This window comes from Waterburya agarophytonicola KI4 (assembly GCF_020640915.1).
Lineage (GTDB): Bacteria > Cyanobacteriota > Cyanobacteriia > Cyanobacteriales > Xenococcaceae > Waterburya > Waterburya agarophytonicola.
The window spans coordinates 1-22773 of record NZ_JADWDC010000070.1 but is presented as its reverse complement, the minus strand read 5'-3'; the positions used below and the strand labels follow the sequence as shown (position 1 = coordinate 22773).

At 39.2% G+C, this 22773-nt stretch carries 17 protein-coding genes; 10 read left to right on the top strand and 7 right to left on the bottom strand.

What is annotated here, in order from left to right; genetic code table 11:
• Positions 1-44 precede the first annotated feature (44 nt).
• From I4641_RS19610 to I4641_RS19600, 3 genes are all read right to left on the bottom strand, one after another.
• Positions 45-650 (bottom strand): mechanosensitive ion channel family protein, encoded by a 606-nt coding sequence (locus I4641_RS19610; protein WP_229642277.1) that lies wholly within the window; start codon positions 648-650, stop codon positions 45-47.
• Between the two features lie 128 nt (positions 651-778).
• Positions 779-1660 (bottom strand): carbohydrate ABC transporter permease, encoded by an 882-nt coding sequence (locus I4641_RS19605; protein ID WP_229642276.1) that lies wholly within the window; start codon positions 1658-1660, stop codon positions 779-781.
• 19 nt (positions 1661-1679) lie between these two features.
• Positions 1680-2987 carry an ABC transporter substrate-binding protein gene (locus I4641_RS19600; protein WP_229642275.1) on the bottom strand — a complete coding sequence of 436 codons (1308 nt, stop codon included), beginning with the start codon at positions 2985-2987 and terminating at the stop codon, positions 1680-1682.
• A 248-nt stretch (positions 2988-3235) separates the two neighbouring features.
• Between I4641_RS19600 and lysS the strand changes: the two genes are divergently transcribed.
• Positions 3236-4963, top strand: a complete 1728-nt coding sequence (gene lysS / locus I4641_RS19595) for a lysine--tRNA ligase (RefSeq protein ID WP_229642274.1) — start codon at positions 3236-3238, stop codon at positions 4961-4963.
• A gap of 55 nt (positions 4964-5018) precedes the next feature.
• On the opposite strand, the gene murA is transcribed toward lysS, so the two are convergent.
• The gene (gene murA, locus I4641_RS19590; protein WP_439655360.1) at positions 5019-6380 is read right to left on the bottom strand and encodes a UDP-N-acetylglucosamine 1-carboxyvinyltransferase; all 1362 of its coding nucleotides are present in this window, start codon (positions 6378-6380) and stop codon (positions 5019-5021) included.
• A gap of 280 nt (positions 6381-6660) precedes the next feature.
• Between murA and I4641_RS19585 the strand changes: the two genes are divergently transcribed.
• Positions 6661-7473 carry a TrmH family RNA methyltransferase gene (locus tag I4641_RS19585; protein WP_229642272.1) on the top strand — a complete coding sequence of 271 codons (813 nt, stop codon included), beginning with the start codon at positions 6661-6663 and terminating at the stop codon, positions 7471-7473.
• Here I4641_RS19585 and I4641_RS19580 read toward each other — a convergent pair.
• A complete protein-coding gene (locus I4641_RS19580; RefSeq protein WP_229642271.1) occupies positions 7470-9266 on the bottom strand; it encodes a hypothetical protein in 1797 nt (598 codons plus the stop codon). The genes I4641_RS19585 and I4641_RS19580 overlap by 4 nt on opposite strands.
• Positions 9267-9524: 258 nt before the next feature.
• On the opposite strand from I4641_RS19580, the gene galE reads away from it, so the two are divergent.
• The 5 genes from galE to I4641_RS19555 all read left to right on the top strand — a co-directional run bounded on the left by galE (position 9525) and on the right by I4641_RS19555 (position 18672).
• Entirely contained in the window at positions 9525-10520 is a 996-nt protein-coding gene (gene galE / locus I4641_RS19575) for a UDP-glucose 4-epimerase GalE (protein ID WP_229642270.1), read from the top strand.
• 45 nt (positions 10521-10565) lie between these two features.
• Positions 10566-14093, top strand: a complete 3528-nt coding sequence (locus tag I4641_RS19570) for a DUF642 domain-containing protein (RefSeq protein ID WP_229642269.1) — start codon at positions 10566-10568, stop codon at positions 14091-14093.
• An 81-nt stretch (positions 14094-14174) separates the two neighbouring features.
• Positions 14175-14630 (top strand): DUF1499 domain-containing protein, encoded by a 456-nt coding sequence (locus I4641_RS19565; protein ID WP_229642268.1) that lies wholly within the window; start codon positions 14175-14177, stop codon positions 14628-14630.
• 103 nt (positions 14631-14733) lie between these two features.
• Complete coding sequence (locus tag I4641_RS19560; RefSeq protein WP_229642267.1) at positions 14734-15204, top strand: DUF4112 domain-containing protein; 471 nt, start codon at positions 14734-14736, stop codon at positions 15202-15204.
• Positions 15205-15852: 648 nt separating this feature from the next.
• Positions 15853-18672, top strand: coding sequence for a beta strand repeat-containing protein (locus tag I4641_RS19555; RefSeq protein ID WP_229642266.1), 2820 nt, complete (start codon positions 15853-15855; stop codon positions 18670-18672).
• A 94-nt stretch (positions 18673-18766) separates the two neighbouring features.
• On the opposite strand, the gene I4641_RS19550 is transcribed toward I4641_RS19555, so the two are convergent.
• Positions 18767-19273: a hypothetical protein gene (locus tag I4641_RS19550; RefSeq protein ID WP_229642265.1), complete on the bottom strand. Its 507-nt coding sequence runs from the start codon at positions 19271-19273 to the stop codon at positions 18767-18769.
• A gap of 154 nt (positions 19274-19427) precedes the next feature.
• Between I4641_RS19550 and I4641_RS19545 the strand changes: the two genes are divergently transcribed.
• Positions 19428-19631, top strand: coding sequence for a hypothetical protein (locus I4641_RS19545; RefSeq protein WP_229642264.1), 204 nt, complete (start codon positions 19428-19430; stop codon positions 19629-19631).
• A 22-nt stretch (positions 19632-19653) separates the two neighbouring features.
• Here I4641_RS19545 and I4641_RS19540 read toward each other — a convergent pair whose 3' ends face one another.
• Positions 19654-20856 carry a glycosyltransferase family 2 protein gene (locus I4641_RS19540; RefSeq protein ID WP_229642263.1) on the bottom strand — a complete coding sequence of 401 codons (1203 nt, stop codon included), beginning with the start codon at positions 20854-20856 and terminating at the stop codon, positions 19654-19656.
• 246 nt (positions 20857-21102) lie between these two features.
• Between I4641_RS19540 and I4641_RS19535 the strand changes: the two genes are divergently transcribed.
• Both I4641_RS19535 and I4641_RS19530 read left to right on the top strand, forming a co-directional pair.
• Positions 21103-22047: a glycosyltransferase family 2 protein gene (locus I4641_RS19535; RefSeq protein ID WP_229642262.1), complete on the top strand. Its 945-nt coding sequence runs from the start codon at positions 21103-21105 to the stop codon at positions 22045-22047.
• A 159-nt stretch (positions 22048-22206) separates the two neighbouring features.
• Positions 22207-22698 carry a GAF domain-containing protein gene (locus I4641_RS19530; RefSeq protein ID WP_229642261.1) on the top strand — a complete coding sequence of 164 codons (492 nt, stop codon included), beginning with the start codon at positions 22207-22209 and terminating at the stop codon, positions 22696-22698.
• The last annotated feature ends 75 nt before the right edge of the window (positions 22699-22773 follow it).

Sequence of the window (22773 nt, the reverse complement as noted above, 5' to 3'; positions counted from 1 at the left end):
AACGAAACTTTTGTCAAGTACATTTTATACAAAATAAGATGAGCTTACCCTGGTTCAAAAGGTCGATCTAATAAAATAGAAAAATAGCTAAATAAGTCTTGTAAAACTCCTTGGGAAGCCAAGGCGATCGCCACACCTCCAATACCTAAACTAGCAATTACCGCAGAGATATCAAAACCCAAATTATCTAATAAGAATACAATTCCAATTAACCAAACTAAAACTCTAATAGCAGGAATTAAAGTATTAATGCTTTGTTCTATATTTTGATTATCGCGATGATAAGTAACCCAGTAAAGTTTGATAATATATTCAACTAAAGCTGTAAATAGTTTGATGCCAAAAACCGTAGCTGCGACAATTGCGATAACTTCAACTACGCGGTCGAAGATAGGGTGTAAAGTAAGATTTTTAATTGCTAAATAGATAACGCTAATATAGGCAATCGGAATCAAATCTCTTTCGATAATTTTAATTATAGCATCATCATATATGTTTTCGGTTTTTGCTGCGGATTTTTTTAATTTTTCAAAGGCTAAGTTTTTGATAATTTTAACTGAAAAAATACCACAGATAAAAGTAACTAATGCTAATAAATAATCATTTACTTGATTATTTAAAAACTCGGTTGATAAAAAAGTTAAATTCATGGGCGATCAATAATTTTAAAGCTATTTTTTTATTCTAAAGAATTCGCTCCATTATTACTTTCGATCTAAAACAAGTCAAGATAAACCAGACTACAAAAAATATTGTCAAGATTTAAGCCATTTTAAAACTAATCTAGTCTGACTTTTTTCAACATTAAAGAAGTAATACCTACGGCAACAATTAATAAGAGAAAAGTTACTACTACCAATGCTGCACCATAACCAAAATCCAAATAGCGCATAATTGTCGAATAAATATAAATAGAAACTGTTTCTGTCGTGCCAGCAGGCCCCCCGCCAGTCATTACTTGTACCAAATCGAATACACCAAAAGATTGAGCAAATCGAAACAATAAAGCAATCAAAATTTGAGGCATTAATAAGGGTAATGTAATCTGACAAAAACTCTGCCAAGAAGTTGCCCCGTCCATCCTATGGGCTTCGTATAAATCTTCAGAAATTGATTGCAATCCTGCCAATAAAATAATGCTAATAAAAGGAGTCGTTTTCCAAACATCCGCCACAATTAAAGCAATCATCGCTAAAGCTGGCGTTCCCAACCAATTAATCCCTGTATCTATAATTCCCAAGCGGCTCAAAATATCGTTGACAACTCCATATTGATCGTTAAAGATCCACGCCCAAGCTAACCCCATCACAGCAGTAGGTAATGCCCAGGGAACAATTGCAATAGTCCGCACAATACCCCGACCAAAAAAGGATTTATTTAAAACTAAAGCTACTCCCAAACCGAGAAATAATTCCAAAGTTACGCTGCCGATAGTAAAGATAGAAGTATTAAAAATACTCTGCCAAAATCGACCATCCCCCAACATTCTTTGATAGTTACCTATACCTGTAAATACTGGTAACAATTGCGTACCCAAGTTTTCGGTAAACCAACTGAGGTAAAAGGCTCTAGCAATAGGATAAATAAATACCAAGCCTAAAATGAATAAAGCTGGAAGCAATAGAAGCCAGCCTGTTATTTTTTCCTGTTTATTAAGCATTTTATGATTGTTTCTTGATTTAGCTAGCCAATAAATTGCGAGTTTCGATCGCCGCAGCTTGCATCGCTTTTTCAGGAGTCATTTTCCCCGTGATAGCTGCACTAAGATAACGTTGCAAAATATCCGAAGCCTGGGCGTATTGAGAAATAGGAGGGCGTAATGCCGAACTTTGAACTACCCCCAACAATTTAGGATAATAATTATATTTAGCGACGATCGCCTTATCGTTAAATAATGCTACACGGCTGGGTACAAAACCCGTTGCGAGAATGAACTCTCGTTGAGATGCTTCGCTACTAAGAAATTTAATTACCTCCCAAGCTGCATCGGGATGTTTACTAGTTTTAGCAATACCAATTCCCCATCCTCCCAAAGTTGCACCGCTACTTTGTCCCACAGCATGAACCATCGGTTTGATACTATACTTACCTGCAATGGGAGAATCTAGGGCTAGACTATATACATAAGGCCAATTTCTCAAAAAAGCCACTTTACCATTTTGAAAGAGCAAACGAGTCTCTTCTTCTGCATAGGTAGTCACCCCAGGAGGAGATACTTGTAGAGCGATCGCTTGGCGCAAAAACTCTACTGCTTCAATGGCTTGGGGACGATCTAAACCAACTTCTAAAGTATCTGGATCGACCCAAAAAGCCCCGCTACCCTGCAAAATCTCGACAAACATCGCAGCCAAACCTTCGTATTGCTTGCCCTGCCACACATAACCCCATTCGACTAACCCCTGCTGTTGCAAATCTTGAGAAATCTCCAACAATTCTTGAAAAGTTTCTGGGGCTGCATATCCAGCTTTATCGAGCAAATCCTGACGATAGTATAGCATTCCCGCATCCGAACGAAAAGGAAGGCGGTAGAGCTTATTTTCATACATTCCTCCCTCAATATCGCCTTTAAGATACTTTTGTGCCTCATTTTGGCTCAAGCGATCGCTTAGATCTTGTAACCAACCAGCAGCAGCAAACTTAGGAGTCCAAACTATATCCATATAAACCAGATCGAAGGGAGAGTTGCCCAACAAAAAGGAAGATGTATACAAGTCTTCTACTTGGTTGCTATCGCTTGGTGCTTCGACAATTTGAAACTTGATATCGGGATGTTGTTGATTAAATTTAGTTACCAGAGGCTCTAACTGTTGAGCTTCATCGGCTCTAATTAAAGTTTTAATCGTAATCGGTTGTTGAGTCCAACCAGGCAAAATCCACCATTGAAAAGTAAATATCAAGCTTGCCCACAAAACAATCCACCAAGCCTGGGATTTTATTAGTTTAAGACTATATTTGGTAGATTCTAATAATAGATGATAAATACGCATTATTTATACAGTCGAACCAGTAAAGGGAAAATATTGCTCAAGACTTTAATACTTTTGCCCACTTTACAACTAAATTCCACAACAATAAATCTTCAACCACATAGCTTAATGCTAATCAGATCGATAATATCTAAGTTCGAGACATAAAAAGTCAAGGACAAAGAAAGTTTGATAAGCTAATTATCGGCAAAACAGCAAGTTACGCTGCTAGATAGCCGTACCGATTATTGAAAAAACTTGAGTTAGCAATGAACAGTGAAGACAATTCCCGCAATAAGCCCCAGGGTGGATCTAATTTAGAAGAAATTCGCGCTACTAGAATTGAAAAAGTAGCTCAAATAAAGGAATTGGGATTGAATCCCTATGCTTATAAGTGGGAGTCTAGTCATCATGCTGCCCAATTACAAGAAAAATATACCGATCTGGCTGCTGGAGAAGAAATAGAAGACAATGTTGCAGTTGCAGGTAGAATTGTCGCCCGTCGCGTCTTCGGTAAACTGGCGTTTTTTGAACTCCAAGACGAAACAGGAAAAATTCAGCTATATCTAGAAAAGAAAAGAATTAATAACACCATGTCGGAAGACTTGGTAGGGGCATTTAATCACCTGAAAAAGCTTTCCGATACGGGAGATATTTTAGGAGTCAAAGGTACGGTTAAAAGAACGGAAAAAGGCGAACTTTCTGTGTATGTCAGCGAATATAAATTCTTGACCAAATCTTTATTACCCCTCCCCGATAAATGGCACGGTTTAACGGATACTGAAAAACGCTATCGTCAGCGTTATGTAGACTTGATTGTCAATCCTCAAGTTAGAGAAACATTCCGCATCAGAGCCAAAATTACCGCAGGAATTCGTCGTTATTTAGAGACTAGAGAGTTTTTGGAAATCGAAACTCCTGTCTTGCAAAGCGAAGCTGGTGGTGCCGAAGCACGCCCCTTTATTACCTATCACAATACTTTGGAAATAGATTTATATCTCCGCATCGCTACGGAATTACACCTCAAAAGGTTAATCGTCGGTGGATTCGAGCGTGTCTTTGAAATGGGGAGAATTTTTCGCAATGAAGGAGTTTCTACTCGCCACAATCCTGAATTTACTTCCATCGAGGTGTATCAAGCCTACGCCGACTATCACGACATGATGGCATTAACCGAAAACATGATTAGTGATGTCGCCCAAGAAGTTTTGGGTACAACTAAAATTAACTATCAGGGAGAAAATATTGATTTGACTCCCCCTTGGCGTAGAGTAACCATGCACGAGGTAGTCAAAGATGCCACGGGGGTAGACTTTGCTGAATATAATGACTTTGATTCGGCGAAAACCGCAGCTAAGGATGCAGGGATCGAAGTACCCGCAGACTGTCAAACTATTGGCAAATTATTAAACGAAGCCTTTGAACAAAAAGTAGAAACAAATCTGATCCAGCCCACTTTTATCACAGACTATCCCGTAGAAATATCTCCCCTCGCAAAACCCCATCGCGACAAGCCAGGATTGGTAGAAAGGTTTGAATTATTTATTGTTGGCAGGGAAACAGCCAATAGCTTTTCGGAGTTAACCGATCCCCTAGATCAACGAGCTAGATTGGAAGCCCAAGCTGCCAAGAAAGCAGCAGGAGATTTGGAAGCCAATGACATCGATGAGGACTTTTTGGCAGCCCTAGAATACGGAATGCCTCCTACTGGAGGTTTGGGTATCGGAATAGATCGTCTGGTGATGTTGCTTACCGACTCTCCTAGTATCCGCGATGTAATTGCTTTTCCTCTACTTAAGAGTCAGAGTAATGTAATTAAAGACTTTGATTATGATGAAGATCAGCAAAAACTGCGCATTACCTTTAACAACGGCAATGTTTATCAATATTCTGATGTACCCGAAAAGATTTATCAAGAGTTAAAAGAAACTAGTTCCGTCGGACAATATTTTAACTCCCAAATCAAAGATAAATTTGGTTACGATCGCGAAGTCTAAATCGTTAAATCGATCTAGGGGCAAATTGCGATCGCCCCTAGGATAATATATATTGTTAGTCGTTGCCGCCAGGAATAACGCGCTCTAGTTTTGCACCCAAACCCCGCAGTTTATTTTCCAAATCTTCATAACCGCGATCTAAATGATGCAAACCCCGCACAGTAGTTTTACCTTCCGCTGCCAAACCTGCTAGAACTAAAGCAGCCGAAGCTCTTAAGTCAGTAGCCATCACCGGCGCGCCAGAAATCGATGTTACTCCTTGAACGATCGCATGATGCCCCTTGACTCGGATATTTGTCCCCATGCGCTGTAATTCTGCCACGTGACGCAGACGGTTTTCAAATACGGTTTCGCTGATCACACTATTACCTTTACTAATACTCAACAGAGCAGTAAATTGGGCTTGCATATCTGTAGGAAAACCAGGATAGGGAAGGGTTTCAAGATCCGTACCCCGAAGTTCCCCAGGAATAATCCGTAGTTTCTTCGCCTTGATATTCCCACCAAATACTTTACCTTCTCCTTCTTCTACCAAGACTTGACAGCCAATTTCTTTTAGTTTGGCGATTACTGGGGCGAGATGTTCGGGAATCACCGAAGAAAGAGTAATTTCTGACTTGGTAATCGCTCCTGCTACCAAAAACGTCCCTGCTTCAATGCGATCGGGAATTACGTTGTAATCTACCGAATCTAATTGAGGAACACCATGAATTGTAATAGTATTTGTTCCTGCACCGCTAACCTTTGCACCCATCGCATTGCAGAAGTTAGCTAAATCGACGATTTCTGGCTCTTGAGCAGCATTACCGATAGTAGTAATACCATCAGCCAGAGTTGCTGCCATGAGAATGGTTTCTGTTGCGCCTACGCTAGGATAATCTAAATATATGTTTGCTCCCTGCAAACGATCCGCACTACCGACTAAATTGGCATGAACGACACCATCTTCAATGGATACATTTGCCCCCATTGACTGCAAGCCTCTAACATGGAGATCTACAGGGCGCGCGCCAATAGCACATCCCCCAGGAAGAGGTACTCTTGCCGTACCCAGCCTAGTTAATAACGGGCCAATGACAAAGAAACTAGCTCTTAATTGAGAAACTACATCATAAGGTGCTTCGGTAGGATTGATATCTTCCGCATCAATTTCCAAGGTGTCAGCGGATCGCTTCAGTTTAACTCCCAAAGAAGTAAGAATTTGTCCCATTCTTTTGATGTCAACTAAGTCGGGAACATTATTCAAAGTTATTTTACCAGGGCATAGTATCGAACCTGCCATCAAGACAAGGGCTGAATTTTTAGCACCACTTATTTTAACTTCTCCTTTTAGAGGTACTTTTCCCCATATTTCTAGCACTGCTTGGGGATCGTCTGTGGTTTTTTTAGTTGGGGTTAAGTTGGAGATAGAATTAATGACTTTTTCCTCTGGATAATAAAAATAGTAATTTAATTTGAGCGTCTACAAGATAACAAAACAGATGCTTAACCAGGCAATTGTTAAAGATTGCTAGGAGTTTGACATTAAACTTAAAAGTCAATCTTAATTTAAGATTCTGTGAGTAGAAATTATACGCGGGACGTTTAGAATTAATTAGTAGACGCGATCTTATTCAGAAATAAGAGTGTTTGAAACAAACATTCAGATTTGAGTCCCGAGTTACGCAGTATTTGCAACCAAAGTATTACTTTGAGTAATGCTATTCGTCAATAGAAGAGTGGAAAATATAATTTTAACTAGTATTCAAAATCCTCTCGTCAAACAGGCTCGAAAGCTGCATCGTGCCAAGGAAAGGCAGAAACAAAATCTGTTGCTATTAGAAGGAACAAATTTGATTGAAGCAGCTTTTCAAGTCGATTATAAGTTAGATATTATCTTTCATACAGATCGCTGGTACGAAAATCATCAGCCATTGTGTATCAAAATAGCCGATAAAGGTTTAAGATTGCAGCCTGTTAGTTCAGAGGTATTAAATGCGATCGCAACTACGGTTAATCCTGATGGAGTTGTGGCGATCGCATCTCGTCGCACAGAACAAGAATTGATTATTGCTCAAACGAAGTTAGGCATTGCTTTAGAACGACTTCAAGATCCTGGTAATTTAGGCACAATTATCCGTAGTGCGGTAGCTACGGGAGTGGATAACTTGTGGTTGGGTAACGACAGCGTAGATATCCATAACCCGAAGGTATTGCGTGCTTCGGTGGGGGAATGGTTTCGTATTCCCATTGCGACTAATCAAAACTTGGCTGAGGTTGTTACTCAACACAAACAAGCAGGTATTCAAATTGTTGCTACTACTTCTAATGGGAGTAAAAGTTATTGGGATATAGATTTTACCCGCCCTAGTTTACTTTTATTGGGTAATGAAGGTGCGGGGTTATCTGAGGAGTTAATTGCTTTAGCCGATGAAAAGGTGAAAATTCCTTTGGCTAATGGAGTGGAGTCTTTGAATGTTGCTGTTGCCACTGCATTGTTGCTTTATGAAGCGAAAAGACAGTTAAATTAAATTATAAAATGATAAATTCTCAATTCTCGATCTTCATAATAAATACTGCTGTTTCTATGATAGCGGGCGTAAGCTTCGCACATTTTTAAAGCTTCGTATTCTAGACTAGCTCGTCCTGCTGAAGAACGATAATATTGATAAGTGCGATCGCTTAATACATTATGGGGTAAAGTATCGGGTTCGTTGGGAAAGGTGACAAAAGGAATTTTTTCTACCATGATAAATAAGTCGTCTCCCGAAACAGGAAAATCAAATCCCGCTTTTTTTGCTTTGTCTCCATACTGTTCGACAAATAGAGCTAAATCTTGATACCAACCTGCACCATATATTTCTGCTAACTGTTCTACAGGAGCTACTAAAGTCCAGTTTTGAGGAGAAAAGAGGTTTTTTATCTCTAGACTCTTTCGCGCTGCCATATCGTATTCTACATAGGTTAAATTGGGTGGTAATGGTAAAAGAAAATTGATTGAGAGGGAAAAAACTATTCCCAAACAAAATATTTCACTCCATTGAGGAATAAATATTTTAAAGGTGTCAGATATTACAGTAAATAATAATCCTGCTAACAAACTTAGAGCAACGGGTAAAGTTTTGAGAAAGCTTTGCAGCCATAAAAGTTCTCCCTGACTCATTGCAGCAAATACGGCTAAGATAATCCAAGTGAGAACAATTGCAGTTAGAGTGAGTTGTTTGTCTCCAATTAGCCCAATACTAGCGATCGCAAATATTATGAGTAATGGTGGTGCAGATATAGCTACCAAAAGAATGCTACATAGCAGATTAACTTGAAAAGCGAGGGTTTTTTGCTGAGTGAGATTGCTATTAAAACAGTATGCCAAACCTAATAACAAAAAGATTGCACCTAGTTCTAATTCGCTTCCCGTCCACTGTCTAACTAAAGAATTATTTAAACTCTCGATTATTCTATTTAACCATTCTATATTTAAACTATTTATCTCAATAGTAAATAAATATACTCCCAAAGCAAACATTCCTACCAAGGCAGAATAAATATTGTTAGTAAAAATACAAATTACATAGCCCGTACTAATAACTAGTAATATACCTACAAGAGGACTGAGAAAACGAATAGTTTGCATTGGTTCGATTGAACCTAACAAAGATACGATCGCACCTAAAGCAGAGAAGACAGGTATATAATTTAGCTCGGGATAGTTCTTTGCTAAAAGCTGTCTAGTTACCAGCAAACTATGGTAATTATCTGGATGACTAAAACGTAATTGAGCTAAAGGATATTCCCATCTTAAAAGTAAAGTAAATCCCAAAACTGCTACTAAGAAAATAAAAAATACTATTCCCCGACGACTTACTAAGTCAGTTACGCGATCGCTTAAGATTTGTTCTGTTTTTCCACTCTTGTTTATGGCTCTTTTAATCGCCTCAGTAAATGATAATCCTCGATCCAAAAAGTCCACTAAGTTAATAACTTTATTTTGAATATTTTCTCTGACAAAGTTAATTTTCCAACCGTAGGTTTTTAAATTATTAATAAATATAAAAATACAATAGACCGCAGTTAAAGTCAGCCAATTAAGCAAATTAAAGTGTCCTAAAATCAAAACTCCCATCAAAATTGAGCATATATTGCGCAACCATAATCCCAATAGCTCAACTCGATAGTTTGGGCTGTTTAAACCAGCAAAATCAACCTTGAGATCGCCTCTTACTTTCACTCCACTCATAGGCAACCAGATTAGAAAAATCATGGTAATTATAGTTACCCAAAAAGTAGATATTAGATCGATAAATATAGTCGGTTTAATTAAGGACATAAAATAAGCTTTAAAATTACATCTGAAATTACAGCTGATGAATTTATTTATTTAATTACTATATTTATCCACTATACAAAAGTATTTTTAAAAAATTAGAGTTTTTAGAACTCGAACTATCACTCCTGATTGACTGCCAAACATATACAAAAATAATCTTTGTCTGCTTTTCATACAAACTTCGTATATGCTTCACCTATTTGCTTTTCTAGCTAGACATAATTAAGAAAACTATGTAAAAGCCCTTAAGAAAAAATCATGAGTAGCAAAATTTTAGTCACTGGTGGCGCAGGATATATTGGTTCTCATACCGTACGTCAGCTAGGAGAAGCAGGCTATGAAATAGTTGTCTATGATAACCTTTCTACTGGGTCAGCTAAAGCAGTGTTAAACGGCAGCTTATTTGTTGGCGATTTAGATGATAAATTAGCTTTAGAATTAGCATTTGCTCAACATAATTTTGATGCAGTATTACATTTTGCTGCGAGTATTTCTGTACCCGAATCTATTGCCAATCCCCTAGATTATTATGCCAATAATACTCGTAACACTTTGAATTTACTGCGTTGTTGTCAAAAATTTAGAGTAAAAAAATTCGTATTTTCTAGTACGGCTGCGGTATACGGAGAACCTCAGGAAAATCCCGTAAGTGAATCCTGTCCTACCAACCCCATAAATCCTTATGGTTGCTCAAAATTAATGAGCGAACGGATGATTCGCGACTACGGACTTAGTTCCGATTTTAAATTCATAATTTTACGTTACTTCAATGTAGCAGGTGCAGATCTGAAGGGTAGAATTGGTCAATCTTCAGCCAAAGCCAGTCACCTAATGAAAGTTGCTTGCGATGCAGCTTTAGGAAATCGTCCTTATGTAGATATTTTTGGGACGGACTTCGATACCCCCGATGGTACGGGAATTCGGGATTATATTCACGTAGAAGACCTCGCAGCAGCACATATAGATGCGTTGCGTTATCTAGAAGAGGGCGGAGACAGCGATATTTTCAACTGCGGTTATGGTCGAGGCTATAGCGTTAAAGAAGTCCTAGAGAAGCTCAAAGAAGTCTCGGGGATTGACTTTTCTACAATTCAATCTCCCAAAAGACCTGGAGATCCAGCCTGTGTCATTGCTTGTGGCGATCGCATTCGGAACGTCCTCGGTTGGCAACCTCAATATAATAACTTGGAAACTATTTTAAAAACTACCTTTGCTTGGGAACAAAAAAAACTTTTGCAACTCACCAAATCCTAACTATAAAACAATAATAAAGACTTTAATTATAAATAACTAATAACAATGACTAACAACAATATTACTATCGACGGCAACCTATCTGACTGGACAACTAACGAGCGTTTAGACTTTCTTCCTGGTACTGGACAACTAGGCTATGAAGTTTACGGCAAATTACAGGGAGATAACTATATATTTGCCATTCAATCCGATGGTACGGCGATCGGTGCCAACACCACTGTATGGTTAAACACAGATAGAGATAGTAATACTGGTTATCAAGTATTCGGTTCTACTGTTGGTGCAGAATATAACGTTAACTTCCTGTCCGATAATACACCTCATCTTTATACTGGTGCAGCAGGAGAAAACTGGGTTAGTAGCGGACTTAACTATAGCTACAGTAATAATCAGCAGATTGTAGAATTTGCCGTCCCCATATCTTTACTCGGTAACAACCCCCAGTCAATTGATGTCGTACTCGATGTTAATAACCAAGTATTTTTACCTGGAGACTTCGGCGCGCAAAACTACACTGTTTTTGCCGACAAAAATCTGCCAGCCAGAACAGATAACAGCAAAAAAGTCGGGATTATTTTCTCCCAAACCACAGCAGACCAATTCTTTGGACTCCCCGATGTCGCCACTAATCAAACGGCATATTCCCAACTATTTATGTCCGTTCAAGAAGAAGTCATGATGTCGGGAATTCCCTTCGATTTGCTGACTGAAGAAGACCTCAAAGATATTAACAATTTAGTTAATTACGATACCTTAATCTTCCCTAGCATTCGTAACGTACCACAAGCCGACGTGCAGCAAATTCAAGACACCCTCACCGATGCTGTTTACAAATACAACATTGGTATTGTGGCTGCTGGTGACTTCATGACTAATAGCGAAACTGGCGATCTTTTAGCAGGCGATCCTTACTTCAGAATGAAGTCTTTGTTAGGTTTACAGCCAGAAACCTTTGGTAATGGTAATGTGTCCCTAACTGCGGGGGATACTACCCAGCCCGTCGTCCAGGGATATAATGCAGGAGAAGTAATTCGGGAATATCAAAATCCCATTGGTTATGCTGCTTACTCTAGCTATGCCAATGAAACTGCGGATGTTTTAGTCAATCAAACCGTCAATGGTCAAACCTATAACGCGGTAGTTGCAACGGAAACAGGCGGACGTAACGTTCACTTTGCAACTACTAGCTATTTAGGAGATAACAATCTAGCTTGGGAGGCTGTACGCTGGTCGGTAAATGACAATCAGCCTACTGTAAGCCTCAGTATGACTCGCAACGAATCCTTATTCTTGTCTCGCAACGACATGGATCTATCAGCAGAATATGATAGCGTCAATCCCGAAGATGGTTCTGCTGGAGTTTACGATCGCCTTTTACCCATAGTAGACCAATGGAAAACCGATTTCAATTTTGTCGGGTCTTACTACATCAACGTGGGAGACGATCGAGCTAATGGACTTTACACTGATTGGAATTTATCCCGTGCTTATTATGAAGCATTACTAATTGAAGGTAACGAGATTGGTACTCACTCCTATACTCACCTGGATGATGCAACTATTTACAGTACTCCCAACAATACCAATTTTGCTACTCCAGCCCAAATTGAGTTTGAATTCAATCAATCCCAACAGGTTATCGAACAGCAACTAGGCATCAATGTTACTGGTGCTGCTGTTCCTGGCGCGCCAGAGCTAATACCTACTTCCCAAGCAATTATTCAATACTTTGATTACTTATCTGGCGGTGCAACTACCGTGGGTGCGGGTTATCCTGGTGCATTTGGTTTCTTAACCCCAGAACAAGATTCAGTTTATTTTGCCCCCAATCTCTGGTTTGACTTTACTTTAATTGGTTTTGGCATTCCCGTAGCTGACGGTAATGGTGGCTTTGTCGCTCAACCCTTAACTGCCCAAGAAGCAGAGGTGGAATGGGTCAGACAATACAATGAAGTAACTAGCCATAGCAATAAGCCCATCGTACTATTACCCTGGCATGATTATGGCCCGACAAACTTTGATAACAATGGTTATACTGAATCATTATTTACTAGCATCATTCGCGAAGCTTATGAAGATGGTGCAGAATTCGTAACTCTAGACGATGCCAGTCAACGGATTAAAGCTTTTGAACAGTCCCAATTATTTGTGGAAACTTCTGGTAATACCATTACCGCAGAAGTAGTAGCTAACAACGTGGGCGACTTTGCTCTCGATCTTGATGGAAACCAAACTATCCAAAGCGTAGATAACTGGTATGCCTATGATGAAAATAGTGTCTTCTTACCCAAAAACGGCGGTCAGTTTACCATTAATTTGGGTGCTACTCCAGACAATGTAACCCGCATTACCGAACTACCGATGCGGGCTGAATTAGACTCTCTGAGTGGGGATGGCACTAGCCTAGACTATACTTTCTTTGGTGAAGGTAAGGTAGTTGTCGAGGTCGCTAATCTAAATCAAGCAAGCGTAATTGGTGCGGACCGCTTAAGGGTTAATGGTAGTACTGTAGAAATGACTTTCGATCGCATTAATCAACACAACGCAAAAATTCTAGCTGCTAGTGCGGGGAACGACCTGATCGAAGGTTCGACAGGACAAGATATATTAGTTGGGGGTGGAGGTAACGATGTTATCTATGGCGAACAACAAATAGGTCAACCTACGACTATATTTACTACTGGTTTTGAATCAGCACCCAATACTAATGGTTTCATTTCTACTCCTCTTGATGGATGGAATTCCAGCTATGGCGTAATTGAATATCGCACAGGTGGTTCGGCAGAGGGTAGCAACCATATCGAACTGAATGAAGATCCCATCGATTTCTATGCCGATGCTGGTCAAATTTATCGCGATATCAATACAGAAGCAGGTAAATTCTACCAACTAACCTTCCAATATTCTCCTCGCCCTGGATATAATGCCGATGTTAATGCGATCGCTGTTAGAGTCGATGGTATCACCCTAACTAACTTAGCCGAAAATGGTCTTGGCAATTCTGCTTATAATTGGCGGACTTATACCGTAGGATTTACTGGAGATGGTAGCACCCAACGCTTAGAGTTTGCTTCTACTGGCACTCCTGTTAACTATGGTCGTGGGGGTCACGTTGACGATATCGAACTACTTGCTTATGATGCAAATCCCAATGTAGGCGGTAGCGATACCCTTAAAGGTGGTGCGGGAAATGATATTCTCAATGGAGTCAACTCTAGGGGTTTAACTCCTGGTGCAGGTCAAGTCGATTTTCTCAACGGTGGTACTGGTCAGGATACCTTTGTCTTAGGTGATCGAGATGCCGTGTACTATAGTTATGGCGTTACGACTGGTCTTCTCGATCTAGCAGTGATCGAAGACTTCAATCTCAATGAAGATATCATTCAGCTGAAAGGTAGTGCGAGCAATTATAGTCTGAGAAGCTTTGGTTCTGGAACAGTATTAGGTTCTAATACTCTGGTAGGTTCTGGTGTCGGTATCCTCAGTTCTTCTAGAGAGATTATTGGTTTTGTTCAAGATGCAAATCTTAGCGAACTCAATCTCAATAGCACTAATTTTAGATATGTTTAATATCTATCTTTAATAGTTGCTTAATAACAATTAAGAATCGCTCTATAGTAAAAGAGTATTTTGTTTGAGAGTAAACACATCGTGTCTCGTTTTTTGTCAATTATTTTCGGTCTAATTATTACCCTATCCAGCAGCTTAATCTTTACCCATCCTGCTATGGCTGCCATTGGTTTAAACAACGGTCAACTTTCATCCTGTCCCCAATCTCCCAATTGTGTAGTCAGTCAAAATGGCGATGAGGAACATACTATAGCAGCTATTCCTTATCAAGGCGATCGCGCTACTGCCAAAAAAACCTTGTTAAAAGTGTTGTCGGTTGTTCCTCGTACAGAAATTGTCGAAGAAACAGATAACTATATCCATGCCGAGTCTACCAGCCGTATATTTAAGTTTGTAGATGATGCTGAATTTTATTTTCCTGAAGACAAAAATTTGATTCAAGTAAGATCCGCCTCCAGAGTAGGAGAATCAGATTTGGGAGTTAACCGTCGACGCATCGAGCAAATTCGCCTGGCGATGGAAGATTTGGGCGCATAATATAATAACCAGTCTCCAATTTCTTACGGCGGGCAATAGAAACTAGAAGCTAGTGATAAATTATCAATAAGTTGGTTTTTCTTGCTCGCCCTACTACTGACAAATGTCAAATATCAAAAAAGTCGCCAAAATTAAGAAACTACGCCGTATCAGCAAAGTGTTAGATAATGCTATTGCTATTCCAGGGACTAAGTTGCGTTTTGGACTAGATCCGATTTTAGGTTTACTTCCTGGGGGTGGAGATACCATCACGGGAGGATTATCTGCTTATATTGTGGTAGAAGCTGCCAAAATGGGTTTGCCCCGCGAAATAATCGGTCAGATGATAGTAAATATCTTGATCGACTCTTTTGCTGGGACTATTCCCGTCTTAGGAGATTTGTTTGATTTCGGTTGGAAATCCAACGTTAAAAATATTGAATTGCTAGAAAAACATTTAGACCTTGGTGAGCCAGAAAAAAGCAACCCTCTTCTGGTTTTTGGCTTAATTTTATTACTAACTATGATTGTTTTAGGATTCGCTGCTCTCACCTTCTTTTCAGTGAGGTTTTTCTGGAATTTGATTTCTCAATAGACTTATCTCGGTAATTTAATTTTAACTAATACGGCGATCGCAATATCTCAATAAGATTGATCGTAAAAAATAGATAAAGAATATATCAAGTTTGTATAAACAATTAAATCATTTTAATAGCTTAATTCTTCTGCTCAATTCACTTGTTTGGCTTTTCTACCTCAGTGCAAACCCAGAATCTTATTCAAGAGAGAATAATCCAGATAAGTATAATCAACTATCGAAAAATATTCTCGTGAAGAAGCTCTTTATCTCAGCAATATAAAACTCAAAAAAATTTACTGATTTTTTATAGCCTAAGGAAAAAACTTAAGTTATTCTAGCTGCAAGAGGACAAAAAAATCAGTAAAAACTCTACTTGAATTAAAAAATGTTCCAGCAATCATTATTAAAGAAATTTACGCAGGTAAAAATACAGTAAATTCTTTTTTGATAGATTTTAATCAATTTTTTTTACTTATAAATATACAAAATGTTGTTGATGATTTTATTACTAATAATCTACGTTCAATTAGATTTATTTTTTCTAAAAGCATAAATAAAAAATTAAACATCAAGAAGACCTGAGTATCAAATTGTAATCCATACAATTTTGCTCAACTTCTCAATACAAAAACTAAACTAAACAATTAATAGCGAATCAATACTATGTTCAATTCAATACTCAACTTGTCCAATCTTGACGGTTCTAATGGTTTTACAATCAACGGTATAAGTGCAGGCGATCGCTCTGGTTTTGCCGTAAGTAATGCAGGGGATATTAATAATGATGGTATTGCCGATTTAATTATTGGTGCGCCCAGTACTATACCTAATGGAACTACTGGTGCGGGAGAAAGTTACATCATCTTTGGTGCAAATAATCTTGGTAATTCAGGCAGTTTCAACCTCTCTAGTTTGAATGGAACTAACGGTTTTGTAATAGCACAAATCAATAGTGGAGATTTCAATGAAATCTCTGTAAATAATGCAGGAGATATTAATAATGATGGTATTGATGATTTTTTAATCGGTGCATCTACTGCTGACCCCAATGCTAACAATGCTTCGGGAGAAACTTACGTAGTATTTGGTGCTAATAATATTGGTAACTCTGGTAGTTTCAATTTAGCTACTCTTAACGGAACTAACGGCTTTACCATTAATGGTATCGATACAGGCGATCGCTCTGGACGTTCTGTAAGTAATGCTGGAGATGTCAATGGCGATGGTGTCGACGATCTCATTATTGGCGCACCCGCAGCAGATCCTAACGGCAACGGTAATGCAGGCGAAAGCTATGTTGTTTTTGGTGGCTCGACTGTAGGTAGTTCGGGAGAATTTGAGCTTTCTAGCTTGAACGGTATAAACGGCTTTGGTCTAATACTGGAAGGTATTAATACTGGAGATTTTCAGGGTTTCTCCATCAGTAATGCAGGAGATGTTAACAATGATGGTTTTGCCGACCTAATTTTTGGCGCATCCAATGCAGATCCTAACGGAAATAGCTCGGGTGAAAGCTATGTTGTTTTTGGTAGCTCGACTATAGGTAGTTCGGGGGCATTAAATGCTGCCAGTCTCAATGGCTCTGATGGTTTTGTTATTAATGGCGTTGGCACAGGGGATCTTAGCGGACGTTCTGTAAGTAATGCAGGAGATCTTAACGGCGACGGCATAGATGACCTCATTATTGGCGCACCTAATGGAGATCCTAATGGCAATAACTCAGGAGAAAGTTATGTAATTTTTGGTGGCAACAATTTAGGAAGTTCGGGCATCTTCAATCTTTCTAGCCTGAATGGTTCTAACGGTTTTGTTATCAACGGCATTAGTGGCGGTGACTTCTCTGGACGCTCTGTAAGTAACGCAGGAGATCTTAACGGCGATGGTATTGACGATGTAATTATTGGGGCGAGTCGTTCTGAAGGCAGTACTTCAGGTGGTGCTGGAGATAGTTATGTTTTATTTGGTAGTACCAATATTGGTAGCACTGGGAGCTTCAATCTTTCTAGCCTAGATGGTTCTAATGGTTTTTTAATTAACGGTATTGACCTGTCTACTGGTTATTCTGTCAGTAATGCAGGGGATGTCAATAATGATGGTACAACAGATATCATCATCGGTGCATACGATGCAGATGCTAATGGCAGCATAGCTGCTGGTCAAAGTTATGTAGTTTTTGGTATTCCTCCTGTGATTGTATCCTGCAATCCAACAAATGGAGCTGACGACCTTACAGGTTGTGCCACCGCAGGTAATGACACTGTTGATGGGCTTTTTGGAAACGATACCCTAGCTGGAGGAGATGGTGATGATAGTCTCTCGGGTGGTGGAAATGACGATCAGATTTCTGGAGACGCAGGCAATGACACCCTCAATGGTAATACAGGAGATGATGTCCTCAATGGAGGAAATAATGACGATAATTTAGATGGGGGAGGAGGTAATGACCTGATTAATGGAGATTCAGGACAAGATATCCTATTCGGTCAGAATGGAGATGACACCCTCAATGGCGGTACGGGAAACGATACTCTCAATGGTAGTGATGGATTTGATTCCTTGAATGGAGGAATGGGAGATGATTCCTTGAATGGAGGTAATCAAGCAGATACCTTAAATGGTGGTTTGGGAAATGATATCTTAATTGGCGGTAACGATAACAGCACAGATGTATTAGTTGGGGATGAAGGTAACGATACCCTTAATGGTGGAGAAGGGAACGACATTCTCAATGGTGGTGCAGACAATGACAGACTACTTGGTGGTAACGGTGCAGATGAACTGAATGGCGACGATGGCAATGATTTCCTCAACGGACAGGATGGAGACGACATTCTCAATGGTGGGGAAGGTAACGATACTCTAGTAGGAGGGTTGGGTGCAGATTTACTCAACGGTAACAATGGTGTCGACCTGTTGCGTGGAATAAGCGGTAATGATACTCTCAATGGCGGTGCAGACAACGATCGCTTGCTTGGTGGTGCAGACCTAGATCTTCTTAATGGAGGAACGGGGGATGATTTCCTTAATGGAGAGGATGGAGATGATACTCTCAATGGAGAAGATGGTAACGATACCTTACAAGGTCTAAGTGGTGCTGATGTTCTTAATGGTGGCGAAGGTAACGACCGACTCTTTGGTAGAGACGACAACGATACTCTCGATGGTGGTGCTGGCGCAGATTTGATGAGAGGGGATGCTGGCGATGATTATTTATTGGGCGGTTTAGGAAGAGATACGATTCAAGGAGGAAGTGGTGCAGACGTATTTGCTATCGCTTCTGGATTTAGTGAAGACCTTGATGTAATTCTCGATTTCACTGATGGAGTTGATTTATTCGACCTGACTGGTAGTTTAACCTTCGGAGATATTAGTTTCAATGATGTAGGAATTAATACTTTCATTGTTGAAACCGCTAGCAATCAAACTTTGGCTATCGTGCGTAGCATTGATGCGGTAGATCTTGATGCTTCTGATTTTACTTAAGGTAACAAGTAACAAGTAATAAATAACCAAAAGAAGAGCAATATATGGACTATATATTGCTCTTCTTTTTTTTTGATTAATGATAAGCCCTGAGTTAGGAATTATAGCTTTGAAGAATTTCAGGGGCTTGTTTGCGTAAAATCTCTACTGCTCGATCGCCTATTCCAGCTATATCTTCAACTAACACCAAATATTTATTTGCGGCTAAATAATCTCGATAGGGTACGGTATCGCTACCTGTAGTCATCGCCCAACCAACACCTCCACCAATAAAGACACTACCCATCGCTCCAGCGATCGCTCCTAGGATACCTCCTACAATATGATTTCCTGGTTCTCCTGCCCAGTCTAGATTATGTAGTCCTGTAATTAGATTGAAAACATATCCCCCAAAAAAGCCGAAGGGAATCAGCCAATATGCCATAAAAGTAGCTCTTTTTTTAGCTTGTTTCATCGGCTCGAACAAACCCAACTCATCGGCAGTTTTATAACCCCTTCCTGCGATCGCAATTTTATTCAAAGGAATGCCTCCTTTTTCTAACGCTGTATAAGCTTCTTCCGCTTGAATGCGATCGGGTAAAACAGCAATTAGATAATTCATTTTAAGACTCTTGACAAAACCAAATTAAACGCTTCGATCCTAGCCTAGCAGAGCATTAGGACTTTTGTTCGCGAAGAAGTGTTAACTTTCCTATTGCATATAAATTCTCTGAGATACCTATCTAAATTAATTAGAGGTTTAACGAGGAGATAATATGCTCAAAGAAGTAATGGCAGAAATTTTAGAATTATCCAGCGACTTAAAATTCCTGCGCAATCTATCTTGCGTTTTTATTTTAGCGATCGCTTGCTTATTTACTTTGTCAGATTTGCGAAGCAACAGCATTCAAGTATCTACTCAACTAAGATCTACCAGTTCGTTTCATTTAAACACGAGATCTTTTACTGACCGCAAATAATCACCCAGTCACCCAGTCTCCATTAATTCTCTGGAAGATCCCTTTCTGTCTTCAACCATCTACTTTGAGGTTTGACTAAAAATTTGAGATAAATCGGAATCTTGCTCAAAATATAAAAAGGAATAGCAATCAAATTTTTCAACGGTAAATCCGAACGTCCAAATCGAACCCAAGCCAATAATACCCCCGCAATCAAAAATGCCCCCGCAATACTAACCAAAATTGCAGGAAGAAGAGAAATTCCGCCAAAAATGACCGCCAGCCAAGTCAGCATAGCCGTTCCCATCCACGCCATTACAAGAAGAGATAGGGGTGGAATAAAAATATCTAAAGCCAGTCCTAATGCAGCAAAATTACCTGTTTTGACAAAAGCCTTGAGGAGTCGAGGGACTTCAACTAAAATCATTTCTAGGTGTCCGTGTTCCCAACGCGATCGCTGACTTGTAGCAGCTTCATCTTTCATTAAACGACCCATCACCAAGGCATTTTCGCAGAATACAGGAGTCGATCCAGCCAAAGCTAAGTCTACCGTTAGCTGCATATCGTCGGTGGTTTTGCTTCCTGCCAAGGATATTGAAGAGATTAACGGCCAAGGAAAAGCCATACCCGAACCCGTTAACAAACAATGCCAACCAAGACGATTTAAACCCAATAGTCTGACCAAATTTTTGACCTTGAGGGAAAATGTAGAAATATTATCCTTCAAACTGGTGTTTTCGGGTTGTTCCATGAGATAGGTAGATTGTACTGGTCTGCCAGTTGCGATCGCCTTACAGGTAATATTTTTAATCGTATTTGGTGCAATAATACAGTCTCCATCAAGAATTACCAATACTTCTGGAGGATTGTCTTTAATCCTCTCCATGGCATAGTCTAAAGCATATCCTTTACCGCGGTCGCTTTTATTTTCCCTCTCAAAGACTGTTACTCCCGTCCCTCTCGCTAATTCAGCTGTCTTATCGTGACAGTTATCCGCAATCACAATAACTCGGTCTTGTTCTGTGATTTGTTGTTGTAATATTTCTAATACTTCAACAATCTGTTCCGCTTCATTATGTGCGGGAATCAAAACTGTAGTTTTTGGTCTGGCAACATCTTCCAAGTTTAGATTAGATTTGCCAGCGGTAAAAGCAGCCAAACATTCTATAAAAAAGATCGAACAAGGAACAATTAAAGTTATTCCGACTACTACCAAGATGACATTAGCAATATTTAACAAGTTCATTTTAAAAATAGATTTATAACTCGATGATTTTTGATAGGGACTAGATTAGCAGTACTATCGTAACTCTTAACAACTGCTACAATTGTATACTCGTATTGCTCAAAGACTTTTTACTATCAAGAGCGGAGCATTAATAGGTGTCTTGGGAAAATCATGTTAAATTTGGTAGCGTAAGTAGGGCATCTTATCAATTAGATCGAACTTCCCTAGCCTAATTGTTGTAATAACTCATAAATTCGATCGAGTATGCTAATCTCCATTTGTATTATTACTTTCAAACGTCCTGAAGGTTTAAAACGTCTTTTAGAAGCTCTCAATCAATTGACCTTTGAAGAAATAGAACGCCCTGAAATCGAAGTGATTGTGGTAGACAATGATACCTGCGGGGTAGCGATTGGAGTTTGTGAAGCAATAAAACCAAACTTTCAGTGGTCGTTAAAGACAGACATTCAATCCCAAAGAGGTATTACCTACGCTCGAAATAAATCCGTTGATTTGGCAGATAAAGAAGCTGACTTTATAGCCATCATTGATGATGATGAAGTTCCCGAAAAATCTTGGTTAGAAGAGTTATTGCTAGCACAACAAAAATATAGCGCAGATGTGGTGACAGGCCCAGTTCTACCTCATTTTTCCGAAAAAGATGTTCCCGAGTGGGTAATTAAAGGACAATTTTTTAATACTCCCCGTTACACAACAGGAGAAGAACGTCATGTTGCTTTTACTAATAACGTAATGATTAAAGGAGAAATTGTGCGTCAATATGATCGCTTGTTTGACGACCGCTTTGCTATTACAGGGGGAGAAGATTCCCACTTTTTCCTTAGTCTCAACAAAGCAGGTTACACAATTGTCTGGGCGGATGAAGCCATCGTCTATGATTGGGTTCCCGAATCTAAAACTAATCTAAAATGGATTTTGGCGAGGGGATATCGTACTTGGGGTACTCATAGCTTGGTGGAAAAAGAGCTATATCCTTCCTTGCAAGTGCAGTTAGTCAGAATCCTCAAAGGAATAGCTTTGATTTTAATTGGTATTGTCAAATTAATTCCTGCTTCGATTAAAGGAAAAAGTGCGATCGTTGATGCTTTGTTGGATATCTATCGCGGTGCGGGTACTTTTGCTGGCTTGTTGGGTTTAGATTATCAGGAGTATAAAAACGTTCATACCGACTTGGGAATTAGCAAATAGTAATTTTCCTTAAATTTAAACCAGAATTAGGGAAAAAACTTTAAGTATTTATCAAACAAGACAATTGAATTTTATGATACAGAATGAGTATTAAGACTTAGACTGGGTCATTCAACCTATTAAGTAAGTTTTGCTGGATCTCTTCTGTAAATATTATCCATGTCCGATCCTGGTTTAGAAAAATTACTGCATCGTTTATCCAATAACCTTAGTGAAGATAAACTAGTTCAAAATGTAACTAATAATGTCCGAAAGCAAATCGGTGTAGATCGTGTATTGCTATATTATTTTTATCGTCAATGGGAAGGAAGAGTAACTTTTGAATCCCTCAGTTATGTCAACTATTCCATCTTGGGTTCGACAGGACCAGATGAATGTTTCAATATAGAATATGCCAAACTATATCTTAATGGTAGAGTAAGTGCGATCGCAAATATTGATACCGCACCCATTGCTGAATGTCATCGAGATTTTCTGAAAACCATAGGAGTCCAAGCTAATTTAGTAGTCCCGATCCTAACTTCGGCGGGATTATGGGGCTTGTTGGTCGCACATCACTGTCAAAGTTCTTTTGATTGGTTGCCAAAACATATCGAAATTATGAAAACAGGAGCGAAAAAACTAGCAGAAGCTAAAACTATTCAAGAATAGACCAAGTTATTAGTTAGTAAACAACAAAAAGCGATCGCTTTATATAAGGCGATCGCTTTTTTATTAAATGTTAAA